Raw genomic sequence first — 16,207 nt, 5'->3', positions numbered from 1 at the left:
GGACAGAAGGGGAGGCCGTCGTGCCCCACGAGGTCGATCAGTCATTCCTGGCGCTGCCCCTGAGGGCACTCGCCGACGCGGCGCTCGCGCGCGCCCGGGCCCTCGGGGCCGAGCACGCCGACTTCCGCTTCGAGCGGGTGCGCAGCGCCTCCTGGCGACTGCGCGACGGCAGAGCGTCCGGGTCGTCGGACACGACCGACGTCGGCTACGCGGTGCGGGTGGTGCACGGCGGGGCCTGGGGGTTCGCCTCGGGGGTGGACCTGACGATGGACGCCGCGGCGCGGGTGGCCGGGCAGGCGGTGGCGATGGCGAAGCTGTCCGCCAAGGTGATCGCGGCGGCGGGTTCGGACGAGCGGGTGGAGCTGGCGGCCGAGCCGGTCCACGCCGACCGGGTGTGGGTCTCCTCCTACGAGATCGACCCCTTCCAGGTGCCCGATGCCGACAAGACGGGTCTGCTGTCCGAGTGGAGCGGGCGGCTGCTGGCCGCCGACGGCGTGTCGCACGTCGACGCCTCCCTGATGACCGTCCACGAGAACAAGTTCTACGCGGACACCTCGGGCACCACCACGACCCAGCAGCGGGTGCGGGTGCACCCGGAGCTCACCGCCGTCGCGGTGGACCCGGACTCCGGGGAGTTCGACTCGATGCGCACCCTGGCGCCGCCCGCCGGCCGCGGCTGGGAGTATCTGACCGGCACCGGCTGGGACTGGGACGCGGAGCTCGCGCAGATCCCCGGGCTGCTCGCCGAGAAGATGGCGGCGCCGTCGGTGGAGGCGGGCTCGTACGACCTCGTGGTCGACCCGTCGAACCTGTGGCTGACCATCCACGAGTCGATCGGCCACGCCACCGAGCTGGACCGGGCGCTGGGCTACGAGGCGGCCTACGCGGGCACCTCCTTCGCCACCTTCGACCAGCTGGGCAAGCTCCAGTACGGCTCCGCGCACATGAACGTCACCGGTGACCGCACCGCCGAGCACGGACTGGCGACCATCGGCTACGACGACGAGGGCGTCGCCGGGCAGTCCTGGGACCTGGTCAAGGACGGGGTCCTCGTCGGGTACCAGCTGGACCGCAGGATCGCCAGGCTCACCGGCTTCGAGCGGTCCAACGGATGCGCCTACGCGGACTCCCCCGGCCATGTGCCGGTGCAGCGGATGGCGAACGTGTCGCTGCAGCCCGCGCCGGACGGGCCGTCGACGCAGGAGCTGATCAGCGGTGTGGAGCGCGGCATCTACGTCGTGGGCGACCGCTCGTGGTCGATCGACATGCAGCGCTACAACTTCCAGTTCACCGGGCAGCGCTTCTTCAGGATCGAGAACGGCCGGCTGGCCGGGCAGCTGCGCGACGTCGCCTACCAGGCCACCACCACCGACTTCTGGGGCTCCATGGAGGCCGTCGGAGGGCCGCAGACCTACGTACTGGGCGGCGCCTTCAACTGCGGCAAGGCCCAGCCGGGTCAGGTCGCCGCCGTCTCGCACGGCTGCCCGTCCGCGCTCTTCCGCGGGGTCAACATCCTCAACACCACGCAGGAGGCCGGTCGATGAGCACCCTCTCCAAGCCCCACGAGATCGTCGAGCGCGCCCTGGAGCTGTCCCGGGCGGACGGCTGCGTCGTCATCGCCGACGAGGGGTCCTCGGCCAACCTGCGCTGGGCGGGCAACGCGCTGACCACCAACGGCGTCACCCGCGGCCGCACCCTCACGGTGATCGCCACGGTGAACGGCGCCCAGGGCACCGCCTCCGGCGTCGTGTCCCGCGCCGCGGTCACCGCGGACGAACTGGAGCCGCTGGTGAGGGCCGCGGAGGCCGCCGCACGGGACGCGGGCCCGGCCGAGGACGCCCAGCCGCTGGTCGAGGGGATCCCGGCCAGCTCCTCCTTCACCGAGCCGCCGGCCGAGACCTCCTCCGAGGTGTTCGCCGCGTTCGCGCCCGCCCTCGGCGAGTCCTTCGCGGCGGCACGCGCCGGCGGGCGGCGGCTGTACGGCTTCGCCTACCACTCCGTCACCTCCACCTACCTGGGCACGTCCACCGGGCTCCGGCTCCGGCACGACCAGCCCAGCGGCACCCTGGAGCTCAACGCCAAGTCCGAGGACATGTCCCGCTCGGCGTGGGCCGGCGCCGCCACCCGCGACTTCACCGATGTCGACCCGGCGGCCCTCAATGCCGACCTGGCGCAGCGTCTGGCCTGGGCGGAGCGCCGGATCGACCTGCCCGCGGGGCGGTACGAGACGCTGCTGCCGCCGTCGGCCGTGGCGGATCTGGTCATCTATCAGCAGTGGAGCGCGGCGGCCCGGGACGCGGTGGAGGGCCGTACGGTCTTCAGCAAGCCGGGCGGGGGCACACGGGTCGGCGAGAAGCTCTCGGAGCTGCCGCTGACGCTGCGCAGCGACCCCCATGAGCCGGGGCTGGAGTCCGCGCCGTTCGTGATCGCGCACGCGTCGGGTGACGACGCGTCGGTCTTCGACAACGGGCTGCCCGTCGAGCCGACCGACTGGCTGCGCGAGGGCGTGCTCAACCGGCTGCTCACCACGCGCCACAGCGCCGGGCTGACCGGGCTGCCGCTGGCGCCGGCCGGCGGCAACCTGATCCTGGACGGCGGCGGCAAGCGGTCGCTGGACGAGATGGTCGCGGACACCGAGCGGGGTCTGCTGCTGACGTGCCTGTGGTACATCCGCGAGGTGGATCCGGCGACGCTGCTGCTGACCGGCCTGACCCGGGACGGGGTCTACCTGGTCGAGGGCGGCGAGGTGACCGGTGTGGTGAACAACTTCCGGTTCAACGAGTCGCCGGTGGACCTGCTGGGCCGGGCCGCCGAGGTGGGCCGTACGGAGCGGACGCTGCCGCGCGAGTGGGGCGACTGGTTCACCCGTGCCGCGTTCCCGGCGATGCGGGTCCCGGACTTCAACATGAGCTCGGTCAGCCAGGGGGTCTGACCACGACGACGGGTGGGGCGATGGACGAGAAGCAGTTGGTCAAGGTCTCGAAGTTCCTGGCACGGGTGCTGCGGCACGACCCGGCCTCGATCGGGATCACCCTCGACGAGGGCGGCTGGGTGGACGTGGACGAGCTGATCGCCGCGTCCTCCCGGGCGGGCCGGCGCTTCTCGCGCGCCGAGCTGGACCATGTCGTGGCCGGCAACAACAAGAAGCGGTACGCGTTCTCGGAGGACGGCCGGCGGATCCGGGCCAGTCAGGGGCACTCGGTGGAGGTCGACCTCGGGCTCGCCCCCGCGGAGCCGCCGGAGGTCCTCTTCCACGGCACGGCGAGCACGACGCTGCCGATCGTGCTGCGCGAGGGGCTCAAGCCGATGTCCCGGCGGGACGTGCATCTGTCGGCGGACGTGGAGACGGCCGTGCGCGTGGGTGCGCGGCACGGCCGTCCCGTTGTGCTGGCGGTGGACGCGGCGGGGCTGGCCGCCACGGGCCACGTGTTCCGGGTGAGCGCCAACGGCGTGTGGCTCACCGACCGGGTGCCGCCCACGCATCTGCGGCAGCACGTCGTCTGAGCCGGGTTCAGGCGGCGGTGTGCCGCCGCCTGCCCCGGATCGAGGCCCACAGCGGAGTGATCACGGCGACCACGAGGATCGCGCCCAGGATCTGCAGAATGTGCCTGATCCAGTCGACACCGCCGGTGTGCCGGACACCGATCCATCCGGCGACCGCGTTGCCCAGGATGGCTCCGAGGATGCCGCAGATGATGGTGAGCCACCAGGGGATGTCCTGCCTCCCCGGCAGGAGCAGCTTCGCCAGGAAGCCGAGCACGATGCCGACGATGATCGCCCAGAACCAGTTCATGCGCCCAGTCTCGGTGTGGTCCGGGTACGCCGCATGCAGAAGGCGGCCATACGCCGTACGGCGGGCGTCGTCACACGAAGGCGGCCTCCCCGGTCTCCAATGCGGCAGACCCGCGGCGTAACGTGGACCGTGCTGGAAGTGGGTGACTTCCGGCGTTTCGAGCAGGTGGTGGAATGTGACGCGGAAGCGGAGCGGTGCCGAGGTCTTCCGGATCACCGGGACCGCGGCAGGGCTCACCGAGGACGTCCGCAGCAGGCAGCGGCGGTACATGATCTCGATGTCGATCCGGACCCTGTCGTTCATCCTGGCGGTCGTCCTGTGGAACGTCTCGGCCCCGCTGGCCTGGATCGCGCTGGTCCTGGGGCTGGTGCTGCCGTACGTGGCGGTCGTCATCGCCAACGCCGGGCGGGAGAACGCACGCGGGCTGCCGTCGTCCCGGATCCCGCCGCCGGTGCGGCCGGCGCTCGGCCCCGGCGAGCCGCTGCTGCCGACGGAACGGACCACAGAACCGGACGGACCACACCATTCCGGTCAGAGCTGAGCGGTTCCGCGCCCTCGAAGCTCAAGAAAAGCTCAGATCAATCATGGGGATCCACTGCACTGCGGGGGTTTCCGCGTGACATACTTCGTACGCGCTCCGCATCCCCCGTCGGAGCGACGGACCGACGCCGGGCGGCTCCCCCCGTGGCTGCCCGGCGTCGCCATGTTTGGATGGGGTTCGTGAACGACGAATCGCCGATCTGCTCCGCCAAGGGCTGCCGCGCCCCCGCCGTGTGGGTGCTCGCCTGGAACAACCCGAAGCTCCACACCCCTGAACGCCGCAAGACCTGGCTGGCGTGCGAGGAGCATCGCGAGCATCTGTCGCAGTTCCTGGGCGTCCGGGGGTTCCTGAAGGACGTCGCGCCCTTCGAGGAGTGGGAGGCCGGCTCAGCCGCCGATGGCTGACATGGGCCGCTCGGGCTGCAGGAACGAGGGGTCGTCCAGGCCGGAGCCGGCCTTCTTGCCCCACATCGCCGTCTTCCACAGCTCCGCGATCTCCTCGTCGGAGCCGCCGGAGCGCAGCGCGCCGCGCAGATCGGTCTCCTCGCGGGCGAACAGGCAGTTGCGCACCTGGCCGTCTGCGGTGAGCCGGGTGCGGTCGCAGGCCCGGCAGAAGGGCCGGGTGACGGAGGCGATCACACCGACCCGGGCGGGGCCGCCGTCGACCAGCCAGCGCTCGGCGGGGGCGTGGCCGCGGGCCGAGCCGGGCTCGGGGGTCAGCGTGAAGCGGGTCCCCAGGCTCTCCAGGATCTCCTGGGCGGTGACCATGTCGCTGCGCTGCCAGCCGTGCTGGGCGTCGAGCGGCATCTGCTCGATGAACCGCAGCTCGTAGTCGTGCTCCAGGGCCCAGGCCAGCAGTTCGGGGGCCTCGTCGTCGTTGACGCCGCGCATCAGCACGGTGTTCACCTTGACCGGGGTCAGGCCGGCGGCGTGGGCGGCCTCCAGGCCGCGGACGACGTCCTCGTGCCGCTTGCGGCGGGTGAGGGTCTGGAAGACGTCGGGGCGCAGGGTGTCGAGGGAGACGTTCACCCGGTTCAGACCGGCCTCGCGCAGGGCGCGGGCGGTACGGGCCAGGCCGATGCCGTTGGTGGTCAGGGAGAGCCGGGGGCGGGGCTCCAGTCCGGCGCAGCGCTCGACGATGCCGACGAGGCCGGGACGCAGCAGGGGCTCACCGCCGGTGAAGCGGACGTCCTTGACGCCGAGCACGGTGACGGCGATCCGCACCAGACGGACGATCTCGTCATCGGTGAGGACTTCCGGCTTGCCGAGCCACTGCAGGCCTTCCTCGGGCATGCAGTAGGTGCACCGCAGATTGCAGCGGTCGGTCAGCGAGACCCTCAGGTCGGTGGCGATCCGGCCGTAGGTGTCGATCAGCACGGCGCCTCCCTCTGGCGTCCGGTCGATGGGACGGCAGTGCCGTCCCGTTACCTGGCAGCCTACGGGACGGCACTGATCTTCAACAGTATGTTTAATGCGCTCCCGCTCCGGTGAGGGAGCGGACCTCCAGCTCCGCGTACTTGCGGTCGGCGTCCGGTTCCGGCTTGGACAGGAGCGTGCCCAGCACACCGAGCAGGAAGCCGACGGGGATGGAGACGATCCCGGGGTTCTCCAGCGGGAACCAGTGGAAGTCCTCGCCGGGGAACATCGCGGTCGCCTTGCCCGAGACCACGGGCGAGAAGACCACCAGGACCACGGAGGTGATCAGACCGCCGTAGATGCTCCACAGCGCCCCGGTGGTGTTGAAGCGCTTCCAGAACAGGCTGTAGAGCAGCGTCGGCAGGTTCGCGGAGGCCGCGACGGCGAAGGCCAGGGCGACCAGGAAGGCGATGTTGAGCTTGCCCGCGAAGATGCCGAGCAGGATCGCCACGGCTCCGATGGCGACCGCCGCGATCTTCGCCGCGGCGACCTCCTCCTTCTCGCTCGCCGTCCCCTTGCGGATGACGTTGGCGTACAGGTCGTGCGCGAAGGACGACGAGGAGGCCAAGGTGAGGCCCGCGACCACGGCCAGGATGGTGGCGAAGGCGACCGCGGAGATCACGGCGAGCAGGATCGCGCCGCCCGCGGAGTCCGCGCCGCCGCCGATCTCCTGGGCAAGCAGCGGGGCCGCGGTGTTGCCGGCCGCGTTGGAGGTCGTGATCGTCTCGGGGGTGAGCAGGGCGGCGGCACCGAAGCCCAGCGCGATCGTCATCAGGTAGAAGCAGCCGATGATGCCGATCGCCCAGTTCACCGACGTACGGGCGGCCCGGGCGGTGGGCACGGTGTAGAAGCGGATCAGGATGTGGGGCAGGCCTGCCGTGCCGAGGACGAGGGCGAGGCCGAGCGAGATGAAATCGATCTTCGAGGTCGCGGTGACGCCGTACTTCAGGCCCGGCTCCAGGAAGGCCGCGCCCTTGCCGCTCTTCTCCGCGGCCGCGCCCAGGAGCGTGGACAGGTTCCAGTGGAACTTGGCGAAGACCAGGATCGTGATCAGCAGCGTCCCGCCGATCAGCAGCACCGCCTTGACCATCTGCACCCAGGTGGTGCCCTTCATGCCGCCGATGGTCACGTACAGCACCATGACCACGCCGACGAGGACGACGATCAGACGGCGCGGGCCCTCGCCGGTGATGCCGAGCAGCAGGGCCACCAGCGCGCCCGCGCCGACCATCTGGGCCAGCAGGTAGAAGATGCTGACAACGATGGTCGAGATGCCCGCGGCGGTGCGCACGGGGCGCTGCCGCAGCCGGAAGGCGAGGGCGTCGGCCATGGTGAACCGGCCGGAGTTGCGCAGCGGTTCGGCGACCAGCAGCAGCGCCACCAGCCAGGCGACGAGGAAGCCGATCGAGTAGAGGAAGCCGTCGTAGCCGACGAGGGCGATGGATCCGGCGATGCCCAGGAAGGACGCGGCCGACATGTAGTCGCCGGAGATCGCCAGCCCGTTCTGGAAGCCGCTGAACGAGCGGCCGCCGGCGTAGAAGTCGGTGGCGTCCTTGGTCTGACGGCCCGCCCAGACGGTGATGCCGAGGGTCGCGGCGACGAAGACCGAGAACAGGGTGATGATGAGCGTCCGGTGGTCGCCGGCGCCGGCCGCGGCCACCTGGACTCCCGTGGTGTGCAGCGCGGTCATGCGGTGGCCTCCGTGCTCTCCGGGTCGTCGGTGCCCTGGGGGGCAGGGCCTTCCATGCGCGCCCTGATGGCGTCGGCGCGGGCGTCGAGCCGGGCGTTCGCGTGCCGCGAGTACCAGACGGCGATGCCGAAGGTGGTGGCGAACTGCGCGAGCCCGAAGACGAGGGCGATGTTGATGTGGCCCACGACCTTGGTGTCCATGAAGCCGCCGGCGTAGTTCGACAGCAGGACGTACAGCAGGTACCAGGTGATGAACGCGACCGTGAGCGGGAACGCGAACGAGCGGTATGAGCGGCGCAGTTGGGCGAACTCCGCGCTGGCCTGCACCTCGGCGTACGAGGCGGCAGAGGGCGGACCGGAGGTTGCCGACTGTCGTGCGGGGTCCACGATGCCTCCTGTGGGGCGGAGCTTGAGCGGGCACGAGCACGCGACGCGGGCAGGCGCCGGCGCACTTCCGCCGACGTGAGCTACGTCACGCAAAGATCGGACCCGCGCATGGTAAAGGCGCGGCCACGGCCTTCGACAGGGGGCGGTAGTTGAAAACTGATTCTTCGTCGCGAACCGGAACTCCAGCTTTCTCAACGGAGCCATTGATCGGGCACGGAGCGCACCGATAGCTTCCAGCGTCATGTACCCGTCCAAAGGCAACCCAGCCGCCAGGACGGGTGTTTGGACGATTGGAGAACCCATGGCTCCTCTGCCAAGACGGCGCCGCGCCTTCGCGATACCCATCGGTGTCGCGGTGGCGAGTGCTCTCGCCTTCCTGCCGAACGCCGCCTCGGCCGCCACCGTCGGAACCACCTCGGGCGGCAGCAGCGCCGCCTACGACGGCCCTCTGCTGTCGTACGTGGTCAACACCAAGACCGACAGGGGCACCATCGACTCCGTGGAGCGGGCCGTGTCCCGCAACGGCGGTGACATCGTCACCACGTACGACAAGATCGGCGTGATCGTCGTCCACTCGGCGAACCCCGCGTTCGCCGCCGACATGCGCAAGGTCCGCGGTGTGCAGACGGCCGGGGCCACCCGCACCGCCGCGCTGTCCACGGCGTCGACGACGGAACTGGGCGCGCCGGAGAAGATCAGCGCGGCGGACGCCGCCGCGGCGGAGTCCGCCGCCACCGCCGGCCAGGAGCCGATGGAGGCGGACCAGTGGGATCTGCGCGCCATCGGTGCGGACAAGGCCGCCGTGATCAACCCGGGCAGCCGTAAGGTCACCGTCGCCGTCATCGACACCGGCGTCGACGACACCCACCCCGACCTCACGGCGAACTTCTCGGCGTCGCAGTCCGCCAACTGCGTGGGCGGCAAGGCCGACACGAGCCCCGGCGCCTGGCGTCCGTACAGCCCGGACGCCTACCACGGCACGCACGTGGCCGGCGAGATCGCCGCCGCGCGCAACGGGATCGGCGTGGCCGGTGTCGCCCCGGGCGTGAAGGTCGCCTCCATCAAGGTGGCCGACCCGGACACCCAGCTCTTCTTCCCGGAGAGCGTGGTCTGCGCCTTCGTCTTCGCCGCCGACCACGGCGTCGAGATCACCAACAACAGCTACTACATCGACCCGTGGCTCTACAACTGCTTCGGCGACCCCGACCAGCGGGCCATCGTCGACGCCGTCAACCGGGCCGCGCAGTACTCCCACAAGAAGGGCGTGCTGAACGTCGCCTCGGCGGGCAACTCCAACCACGACCTGGACTCGGACGCGATCGTCGACGCGACGAGCCCCGATGACACCACCCCGGTCACCCGGACCATCGACCCGCACGTCTGCTGGGACATCCCGACCCAGCTGCCGGGCGTCGTCACCGTCTCCGCGACCGGTGTGCAGAACCTGAAGTCGTACTACTCCAGCTACGGTCTCGGTGTCGTCGACGTCGCGGGCCCCGGCGGCGACCGGTACCAGATCCCCGCCACCCCCTCCGGCAACGGGCGCATCCTGTCCACCCTGCCCGGCAACACCTACGGCTACCTGCAGGGCACCTCGATGGCCAGCCCGCACGTGGCCGCCGTCGCCGCGCTCATCAAGAGCCGCCACCCGCACGCCACTCCGGCCCAGCTGCAGTGGATGCTCAAGGCCCAGGCCGACGACCCGGGCTGCCCGACGGGTCTGTACGACCCGGACGGCAACGGCGTGCAGGACGCCACCTGCACCACCGGCCGGCACGTGACCAGCTTCTACGGCCACGGCATCGTCGACGCCCTGGACGCCGTCACCAAGTGACGCGCCCCGCGTGACGCAAGGACCGCCCGGCGGGATCCCCGCCGGGCGGTCCGCTGTCCGGGTTCCGGTCAGGCCTTGACGAGGACCTTCAGCGCGACGCGCTCGTCCATCGCCTTGTAGCCGCCCGGGACGCCGTCCAGGCCGACGGTGAGGTCGAAGACCGGGGACGGGTCGATGGTGCCGTCGAGGACGTCCGGCAGCAGCTCGGGGATGTAGGTGCGGACCGGGGCGACGCCGCCGCGCAGCGAGACGTTGCGGTCGAACATGTCGCTCAGGTCGAGACCGGTGCCGCTGCCGTGCGGGACGCCGACGTAGCCGACGGCACCCCCGTCACGGGTGACGGCGACCGCGGTGCGCATCGACTGCTCGGTGCCGACGGCCTCGATCACCGCATGGGCGCCGTGACCGCCGGTCAGCTCGCGGACCGCCTCGACGGCGGCCTCGCCGCGCTCGGCGACGACGTCGGTGGCGCCGAAGACGCGCGCGATGTCGGTGCGCACCTGGTGCCGGCCGAGCGCGATGATCCGCTCCGCGCCGAGCCGCCGGGCGGCCAGCACGCCGCACAGGCCGACCGCGCCGTCCCCGACCACCGCGACCGTGGCGCCGGGCCGTACGCCGGCGCCGACGGCGGCGTGGTGACCGGTGCCCAGCACGTCGGAGAGGGTGAGCAGAGCGGCCAGCAGGCGGTCGTCGGAGAGCGCCTCGGCGGGCAGCCGCACCAGCGTGGCCTCCGCGAACGGCACGCGCACGGCCTCGCCCTGGCCGCCGTCGGAGCCGACCTGGCCCCAGAAGCCGCCGGCCGGGCAGGAGGTGGTCAGCCCCTCCGCGCAGTACGCGCACTCGCCGTCGGACCACACGAAGGGCGACACGACCAGGTCGCCCGGCTTCAGCCCGGAGACGGCGGAACCCGTCTCCTCCACCACGCCCAGGAACTCGTGCCCGATGCGCTGCCCCGGCTGCCGGGCCGACTCGCCGCGGTACGCCCACAGGTCGCTGCCGCAGATGCAGGCCAGCACCACGCGCACCACCGCGTCGGTGGGCTGCCGGACCACCGGGTCCGGCACCTCCTCCACCCGGATGTCGTGGGGGGCGTGGATCACGGTGGCGCGCATACGGAGGTCGTCCTCGCTGGTTGTACGAATGATGTCGTACCACCGTACCGGGCGGTGCCGAGCAGGTACTGCGCGCCGAGATAGGTGAGCATGATCCAGAAGTCGGCCGCCGGGAGTTGCGGCAGGTCGGCGAGGCGGGTCGCCAGCAGGGTGTCGGAGAGCAGGAAGAGCGCCCCGCCCACCGCCGTCGCCCGCGGTCCGGGACCGGCCGCGGCCGCCGCCATCGCCGTCAGCAGCAGGCTGTACACGGCGACCGGGATCCGCAGTCCGGAGGGCAGGCCCGGCCACACCAGGACAAGCGCGGCGAGCCATACCACCGCGTACCCGGCAGCCGTCGCGGCGGCGCGGCGCCGGTCGGCGAAGGCCCCGCGGCGGACGAAAAGTGTGAGGTAACAGACGTGCCCGGCCGCGAAGGCGCCCATCCCGGCGAGGAACGGCGTGTCCCCGTCGAGCTGCAGCAGCACGTCGCCGGCCCAGCCGCACAGCAGGGCGGCGACCAGCAGCCGCGGGCCGCCCCGCAGCGCCGCGCAGGCCGCCAGGAGCGGCACCAGCACGGGCTTGGTGAGGTGGTCGGCCGTCCCGGAGTCCACGAGCTGCGCGGCAAGGTGGACGACGGCCGCCACCGCGAACAGGGCGAGCGCCGCGCGGGCGGCGCGTTCCCGCGTCACGCGGCGGACTCCTCGCCCTGCGGGCGCCACCCGGGGCCGCGCAGGAGGTGGCCCGCCTTGACGCGCCAGGTGCGGGCGGCGGCGACGTCGCGGGCGATGGCGGCGTACTCGTGGGTGGCCACGCGCAGCGGGTTGTACGTGGTGATGTTCTTGGTCAGGCCGAAGACCGGACGCTCGGTCTCCGCCGCGAAGGAGCGGAACAGCCGGTCCCAGACGATCAGGATGCCGCCGAAGTTGCGGTCCAGGTAGCCGCCCTGCGAGGCGTGGTGGACGCGGTGGTGCGAGGGGGTGTTGAGGACGAACTCGACCGGGCGGGGCAGCTTGTCGACGCGCTCGGTGTGGATCCAGAACTGGTAGACGAGGTTGAGCGAGGAGCAGAACGCCAGGGCCGCCGGATGCACCCCGCAGGCGATCATGGGCAGGTAGAAGACCCATGACGTCAGCCCGGTCCAGGGCTGGCGCAGCGCGGTGGAGAGGTTGAACTTCCGGCTGGAGTGGTGCACCACGTGGCACGCCCACAGGATGCGGACGACGTGGTGGCCGCGGTGCTGCCAGTAGTAGAAGAAGTCCTGCGCGAGCAGCATCAGCGGGATCGTCCACCACACCACGGGCACGCGCAGCGGGGTCAGCTCGTACACCGCGGTGTAGATCGCGACGATCGGGATCTTCCAGAGGAAATCGAAGAACAGGCTGCCGAGTCCCATCGACAGACTCGTCGCGGTGTCCTTGGCGGCGTACCCGGCGGCGTCGTCGTCCGGATGGATCCGGTAGCTGATCAGCTCCAGGAGGGTGAGCAGCACGAACGCGGGTATCGACCACATCACGGCATCGGGCAGTTGCGGCATGCGCGCACCATAAGGGCGCGCGGCGCCCCCGGCTAGAGGTCGTTACCGTTCGGTTCTACCCGGGGGTACGGGCCGGGTCCGCGAAGGCCCCGTATCGCCGCGCGCGGCGCCCACGCGTCACCGCGCGCATCGCCGATGCGTCACCACACGCGAACCGACAGGACGCCGCCGGTCAGGCCCGCCTCCTCGGCCCGGCGCACCTCCCGTACGGCCTCGTCGACGTCGTCCAGGAGGATCTGGGCGACCCCGGCCCCCCTGCCCGGGGCCAGGGCGCAGAAGTCGGCGAACCAGCGGTTGTGGGCGCGCAGTCCGGCCTAGCGCAACTCGAACTCCCCGGCGGTGGGGGCCGGGGCCGTCAGCGAGCCGCTGGGGAGGAACGGCGGGACGGTGCTGGGGAAGACCACCTCCGCGACGATGCCGTCCGCCTCCAGTTCGGCCGGCCGCCGGGAGGGGTCCCAGTTGCGGTCCGCCTCTGGCGCCGTCAGGTCCTCGCACGGATTCGCGTACGTCGCCGCTCAGGCGTCGAACGCCTCATGGTGACGCCGCTCCGGATAGGGCCGGTGGTCGAGCAGATCGGCTCCCGCGTGGCAGTCCGCGGAGATGACCGTGTACCTCATGTGCCCGCCTCCGTGCCCACGAAGGGGCAGTCGTGGCCGGTGGGCCAGTGCCGGCCGGTGTCGCGGGCACGCGCCCACGACGCCTCGACGGCGCCCTGGTCGGCGGGCCGGCCGAGCTCCGCCGGCGTGGGACCGATGCGCCGGGCGGGCGGCGCCGGCACCTCGGTGTCGAATCCGAGGACCTCGGCCGCCGCGAGGCCCAGCATCTGCCGGGTCTCGGTCACCGGGATGTCGTTGAAGGTGTCGCGCAGCCACTCCCGGGTGCGCGGCCAGGTCCCCTCGGGGTGCGGGAAGTCGCTCACCCACAGGATGTTGCCGACGCCGATCTCGTAACGCTGGGCCGGCTCGCGGCGCTTGGTGTCGGTGGCGCAGACGAAGACGTTGCGGTCCAGGCAGGCGCTCGGCGGGCCTTTCGTCTCCGCGAACGGCGACAGCCACGCCCAGACCGGTGCTGAGCCGCGAGGACGTCCTGGACGCCGCCGCGGGGCTCGTCATCGCCACGGTGCACGAACGGGTCTGACGGAGCTGATGTTCCTGCCCGCGAAGCGGGCCCTGGCGCAGGAGGTGCACGCGGCGGGGCTGCGCGGGACACGGGCCGCCGATGCCGTGCGGGCGGTGGAGTTCCACGTCATCGGGTTCGTGCTCGTGGAACGCGACCGGGAGCGCGCGCCCGCGCAGCACCCGGCAGGCAGCGAGCTGTGGGACGCCGCCACCGAGGACGACGACCCGGCGCTGGCCCGGGTCCCGGCGGCGCCCCGGACCTCGAACGGCTCTTCACCTCGTCGAGCCGTGCCCTGGTGGAATCCCTCGTCCCGGACTGATCCCGGCTGCTTCGGGGCTGCTTCGGAACTGGTCACCGACTGGCTCCGGGGTCCTCGTGGGCTCCTCACCGGCTCCTCCCGGGGTCGTCCGCCGAGCGGTCCTGCGGTCGGGCAGGGCAGGTGCCGGCGGGAACTGTCGGTGGCCGCCCGTATTGTGTTCCTCCATGCACGCGCCCCAGCTTCCGCAACCGTCGTGGCCAGAGGCCTACCCCGACGGATACGCCGTCGTGGACGTCGAGACCACCGGCCTCGGCCGCGACGACCGGATAGTCTCCGCGGCCGTCTACCGGCTGGACGCGCGCGGCGAGGTGGAGGACCACTGGTACTCCACCGTCAACCCGCAACGGGATCCGGGGCCGGTGTGGATCCACGGCCTCACCTCCGACGTGCTGGCCGGCGCCCCGCTCTTCGGCGAGATCGCCGAAGAACTGGCGGAACGGCTGTCGGGCCGGGTGCTCGTCGCCCACAACGCGGTCTTCGACTGGTCGATGCTCGCCCGGGAGTTCGCGCGGGCCGGCACCGTGGCGCCCGTGGAGCATCGGCTGTGCACCATCGTGCTCTCCAAGGCGCTGGAGCTGCCGCTGGCCAACCACAAGCTGGAGTCGCTGGCCGCGCACTTCGGCGTCGTCCAGCAGCGCGCCCACCACGCCCTGGACGACGCGCGCGTGCTGGCGGAGGTGTTCCGCCCCAGCCTCCGGCAGGCGGCGGCCGGCGGGCTGCGGCTGCCGCTGCACGCCTGCCGCCCGCTGACGGAGTGGATCGACACGGCCGTCCCCGCGCAGTCGGTCTCCGGGGGCTACCGCTCCACGTACCGGCCGATGAGCTGGCGGCCTTCGCGGAAGCGGCCCGCCTGCCCCTACCCCAACCCGGGGCGGCTGGAGCCCGGGGGACCGCTGGTCCAGGGCATGCGGGTCGCCTTTTCGGGCGACACGAGCATCGACCGCGAACTGCTGGAGGACCGCGCCACCGAGGCCGGGCTGCACGTGTCGTCCGGTGTGAGCCGGCTGACCAGCCTGCTGGTGACCAACGACCCGGAGTCGCTCACCACGAAGACCGTGCGGGCCCGGCAGCTCGGCACTCCGGTCCTCGACGAGCGCCGCTTCGCCGAGCTGCTCAGGGACGTCGCCCCCGCCCCGGACGTGCACGGCTGACAGCGCCGTTCGAGTGATGCGGCGGCGACGCACCCGGCGTCCGATTGCCGCGCCCGGGCGCGGCCCGCACCCTGGGCCTCATGGCCCGATGCGAAGTGTGCGGAAACGACTACGTGATGAGCTTTGAGGTGCACGCCCAGGGGGCCGTGCACGTCTTCGACAGCTTCGAATGCGCCATCCACCGGATGGCGCCCATCTGCGAACACTGCCGGGTGCGGATCGTCGGCCACGGGGTCGAGGTCGACGGCCACTGGTACTGCGGCGGTCACTGCTCCAAGGCGGAGGGCCGCAGCGGCATCGTTGACCGCGTCGGCTCGGTGTCCGGCAGCGGCTGAGTCCGGGGGCCGCGCGGGCGCGCTGTCCGACCCCTCCGGAAAGCGCCCCGCGAGCGAGTTGTACGGTCGTGGGGTGTACCGCTTCCTGTTGTCCCGGCAGTGGGTGATCCTCACCCTCGTCGCACTGCTCCTGATGCCCGCCATGGTCAAGCTGGGCTTCTGGCAGCTGCACCGCCACGAGCGCCGGGTGGCCAACAACCACCTGATCTCGGACAACCTCCGGGCGGAGCCCGTTCCGGTCGAGTCGCTGACCGGGCCCGGCACGGTCGTGCCGAAGCAGCAGATCTACCGCACGGTCACCGCGACCGGGCACTACGACACGGCCCACGAGGTCGTCGCCCGGCAGCGCACCGCCGCCGACGGCGACAGCATCGGCTACCACGTGATCACCCCGCTGGTCCTGGCCGACGGCCGCGCGGTACTGGTCAACCGGGGCTGGATCGCCGCCGGCGGCGATCTGACGAAGTTGCCGAAGGTCCCCGCCGCCCCGTCCGGCGAGGTCACCGTCACCGGGCGGCTGCGCCCCGACGAGACCACCGCGGAGACCGGCATCAGGAACAAGGGCGGCCTGCCCGACCGCATGATCATGCTGATCAACAGCGGGCTGGTCGCGAAGGACCTGCCCGCCGCCGAGCGGCCGGTCGGCGGCTACATCGAGCTGGCCGCCACCGCCCCCAAGCCGTCGGGGCGGCAGCCCGAGCTGATTCCGGAGCCCGACCACAGCGGCATCGGCATGCACATGGGGTACGCGATCCAGTGGTGGCTGTTCACCGCCATGGTGCCGGTCGGCTGGGTCATCCTCGTCCGCCGGGAACGGCGGGAGCGGCTCGCCGCCCGCGACACGGCGGCGGAGGGCGGGACGGCCGAGGGCGGGACGGCCGAGGGCGGGACGGCCGAGGGCGGGACGGCCGAGGGCGGGACGGCCGAGGGCGGGACGGCCGAGGGCGGGACGGCCGAGCCGGCCGCCGCTGCGGTCGCGTCGCCCTAGCCCGGGGGGCA

The 16,207-nt window shown here is 72.0% G+C and carries 16 protein-coding genes and 3 pseudogenes; 10 read left to right on the top strand and 9 right to left on the bottom strand.

The window, feature by feature from the left end; translation table 11 throughout:
• Positions 1-20: 20 nt before the first annotated feature.
• From ACWDAS_RS29695 to ACWDAS_RS29685, 3 genes are read left to right on the top strand one after another with little or no spacing between them, the layout of a single operon-like run.
• Entirely contained in the window at positions 21-1,544 is a 1,524-nt protein-coding gene (locus tag ACWDAS_RS29695; RefSeq protein WP_450397096.1) for a TldD/PmbA family protein, read from the top strand.
• On the top strand, positions 1,541-2,932 hold the full coding sequence (locus ACWDAS_RS29690) for a metallopeptidase TldD-related protein (protein ID WP_450397093.1): 1,392 nt from the start codon (positions 1,541-1,543) through the stop codon (positions 2,930-2,932). The genes ACWDAS_RS29695 and ACWDAS_RS29690 overlap by 4 nt, the downstream gene beginning before the upstream one ends.
• A 20-nt stretch (positions 2,933-2,952) precedes the next feature.
• Complete coding sequence (locus ACWDAS_RS29685) at positions 2,953-3,504, top strand: RNA 2'-phosphotransferase (RefSeq protein ID WP_450397090.1); 552 nt, start codon at positions 2,953-2,955, stop codon at positions 3,502-3,504.
• A gap of 7 nt (positions 3,505-3,511) precedes the next feature.
• On the opposite strand, the gene ACWDAS_RS29680 is transcribed toward ACWDAS_RS29685, so the two are convergent.
• On the bottom strand, positions 3,512-3,793 hold the full coding sequence (locus ACWDAS_RS29680; protein WP_450397088.1) for a GlsB/YeaQ/YmgE family stress response membrane protein: 282 nt from the start codon (positions 3,791-3,793) through the stop codon (positions 3,512-3,514).
• A gap of 175 nt (positions 3,794-3,968) precedes the next feature.
• Between ACWDAS_RS29680 and ACWDAS_RS29675 the strand changes: the two genes are divergently transcribed.
• Both ACWDAS_RS29675 and ACWDAS_RS29670 read left to right on the top strand, forming a co-directional pair.
• Complete coding sequence (locus ACWDAS_RS29675; RefSeq protein ID WP_450397085.1) at positions 3,969-4,334, top strand: DUF3099 domain-containing protein; 366 nt, start codon at positions 3,969-3,971, stop codon at positions 4,332-4,334.
• A 170-nt stretch (positions 4,335-4,504) separates the two neighbouring features.
• Positions 4,505-4,738, top strand: coding sequence for a hypothetical protein (locus ACWDAS_RS29670; protein ID WP_450397082.1), 234 nt, complete (start codon positions 4,505-4,507; stop codon positions 4,736-4,738).
• Here the strand turns inward: ACWDAS_RS29670 and moaA are convergent.
• From moaA to ACWDAS_RS29655, 3 genes are all read right to left on the bottom strand, one after another.
• The gene (moaA, locus tag ACWDAS_RS29665) at positions 4,721-5,710 is read right to left on the bottom strand and encodes a GTP 3',8-cyclase MoaA (protein ID WP_450397079.1); all 990 of its coding nucleotides are present in this window, start codon (positions 5,708-5,710) and stop codon (positions 4,721-4,723) included. The genes ACWDAS_RS29670 and moaA overlap by 18 nt on opposite strands.
• Positions 5,711-5,801: 91 nt before the next feature.
• A complete protein-coding gene (locus ACWDAS_RS29660) occupies positions 5,802-7,439 on the bottom strand; it encodes a solute symporter family protein (protein WP_450397077.1) in 1,638 nt (545 codons plus the stop codon).
• Positions 7,436-7,825: a DUF485 domain-containing protein gene (locus ACWDAS_RS29655; protein ID WP_450397074.1), complete on the bottom strand. Its 390-nt coding sequence runs from the start codon at positions 7,823-7,825 to the stop codon at positions 7,436-7,438. The genes ACWDAS_RS29660 and ACWDAS_RS29655 overlap by 4 nt, the downstream gene beginning before the upstream one ends.
• Before the next feature lie 301 nt (positions 7,826-8,126).
• On the opposite strand from ACWDAS_RS29655, the gene ACWDAS_RS29650 reads away from it, so the two are divergent.
• Entirely contained in the window at positions 8,127-9,659 is a 1,533-nt protein-coding gene (locus tag ACWDAS_RS29650) for a S8 family peptidase (protein ID WP_450397072.1), read from the top strand.
• Positions 9,660-9,727: 68 nt separating this feature from the next.
• On the opposite strand, the gene ACWDAS_RS29645 is transcribed toward ACWDAS_RS29650, so the two are convergent.
• The 5 genes and pseudogenes from ACWDAS_RS29645 to ACWDAS_RS29625 all read right to left on the bottom strand — a co-directional run.
• On the bottom strand, positions 9,728-10,771 hold the full coding sequence (locus tag ACWDAS_RS29645) for a zinc-dependent alcohol dehydrogenase family protein (RefSeq protein ID WP_450397069.1): 1,044 nt from the start codon (positions 10,769-10,771) through the stop codon (positions 9,728-9,730).
• Complete coding sequence (locus tag ACWDAS_RS29640) at positions 10,756-11,439, bottom strand: lysoplasmalogenase (RefSeq protein ID WP_450397066.1); 684 nt, start codon at positions 11,437-11,439, stop codon at positions 10,756-10,758. Before ACWDAS_RS29640 ends, ACWDAS_RS29645 begins: the two co-directional genes overlap by 16 nt.
• Positions 11,436-12,284, bottom strand: a complete 849-nt coding sequence (locus ACWDAS_RS29635) for a sterol desaturase family protein (protein ID WP_450397063.1) — start codon at positions 12,282-12,284, stop codon at positions 11,436-11,438. Before ACWDAS_RS29635 ends, ACWDAS_RS29640 begins: the two co-directional genes overlap by 4 nt.
• Positions 12,285-12,442: 158 nt before the next feature.
• Positions 12,443-12,901 (bottom strand): annotated as a pseudogene (locus ACWDAS_RS29630) (amidohydrolase family protein); the annotation flags it as partial.
• Positions 12,898-13,335: pseudogene (locus tag ACWDAS_RS29625) on the bottom strand (amidohydrolase family protein); the annotation flags it as partial. The pseudogenes ACWDAS_RS29625 and ACWDAS_RS29630, both read right to left, overlap by 4 nt.
• A 56-nt stretch (positions 13,336-13,391) precedes the next feature.
• Between ACWDAS_RS29625 and ACWDAS_RS29620 the strand changes: the two are divergent.
• From ACWDAS_RS29620 to ACWDAS_RS29605, 4 genes and pseudogenes are all read left to right on the top strand, one after another.
• Positions 13,392-13,722: pseudogene (locus tag ACWDAS_RS29620) on the top strand (TetR/AcrR family transcriptional regulator); the annotation flags it as partial.
• Positions 13,723-13,886: 164 nt separating this feature from the next.
• The gene (locus ACWDAS_RS29615; RefSeq protein WP_450397061.1) at positions 13,887-14,873 is read left to right on the top strand and encodes a DEDDh family exonuclease; all 987 of its coding nucleotides are present in this window, start codon (positions 13,887-13,889) and stop codon (positions 14,871-14,873) included.
• A gap of 80 nt (positions 14,874-14,953) precedes the next feature.
• Positions 14,954-15,208 carry a hypothetical protein gene (locus tag ACWDAS_RS29610; RefSeq protein WP_450397058.1) on the top strand — a complete coding sequence of 85 codons (255 nt, stop codon included), beginning with the start codon at positions 14,954-14,956 and terminating at the stop codon, positions 15,206-15,208.
• A gap of 73 nt (positions 15,209-15,281) precedes the next feature.
• Entirely contained in the window at positions 15,282-16,196 is a 915-nt protein-coding gene (locus tag ACWDAS_RS29605) for an SURF1 family cytochrome oxidase biogenesis protein (RefSeq protein ID WP_450397056.1), read from the top strand.
• Positions 16,197-16,207 lie beyond the last annotated feature (11 nt).

It is taken from the genome of Streptomyces sp. NPDC001070, from assembly GCF_053598835.1.
This window is presented reverse-complemented; position numbering and strand designations above follow the sequence as displayed.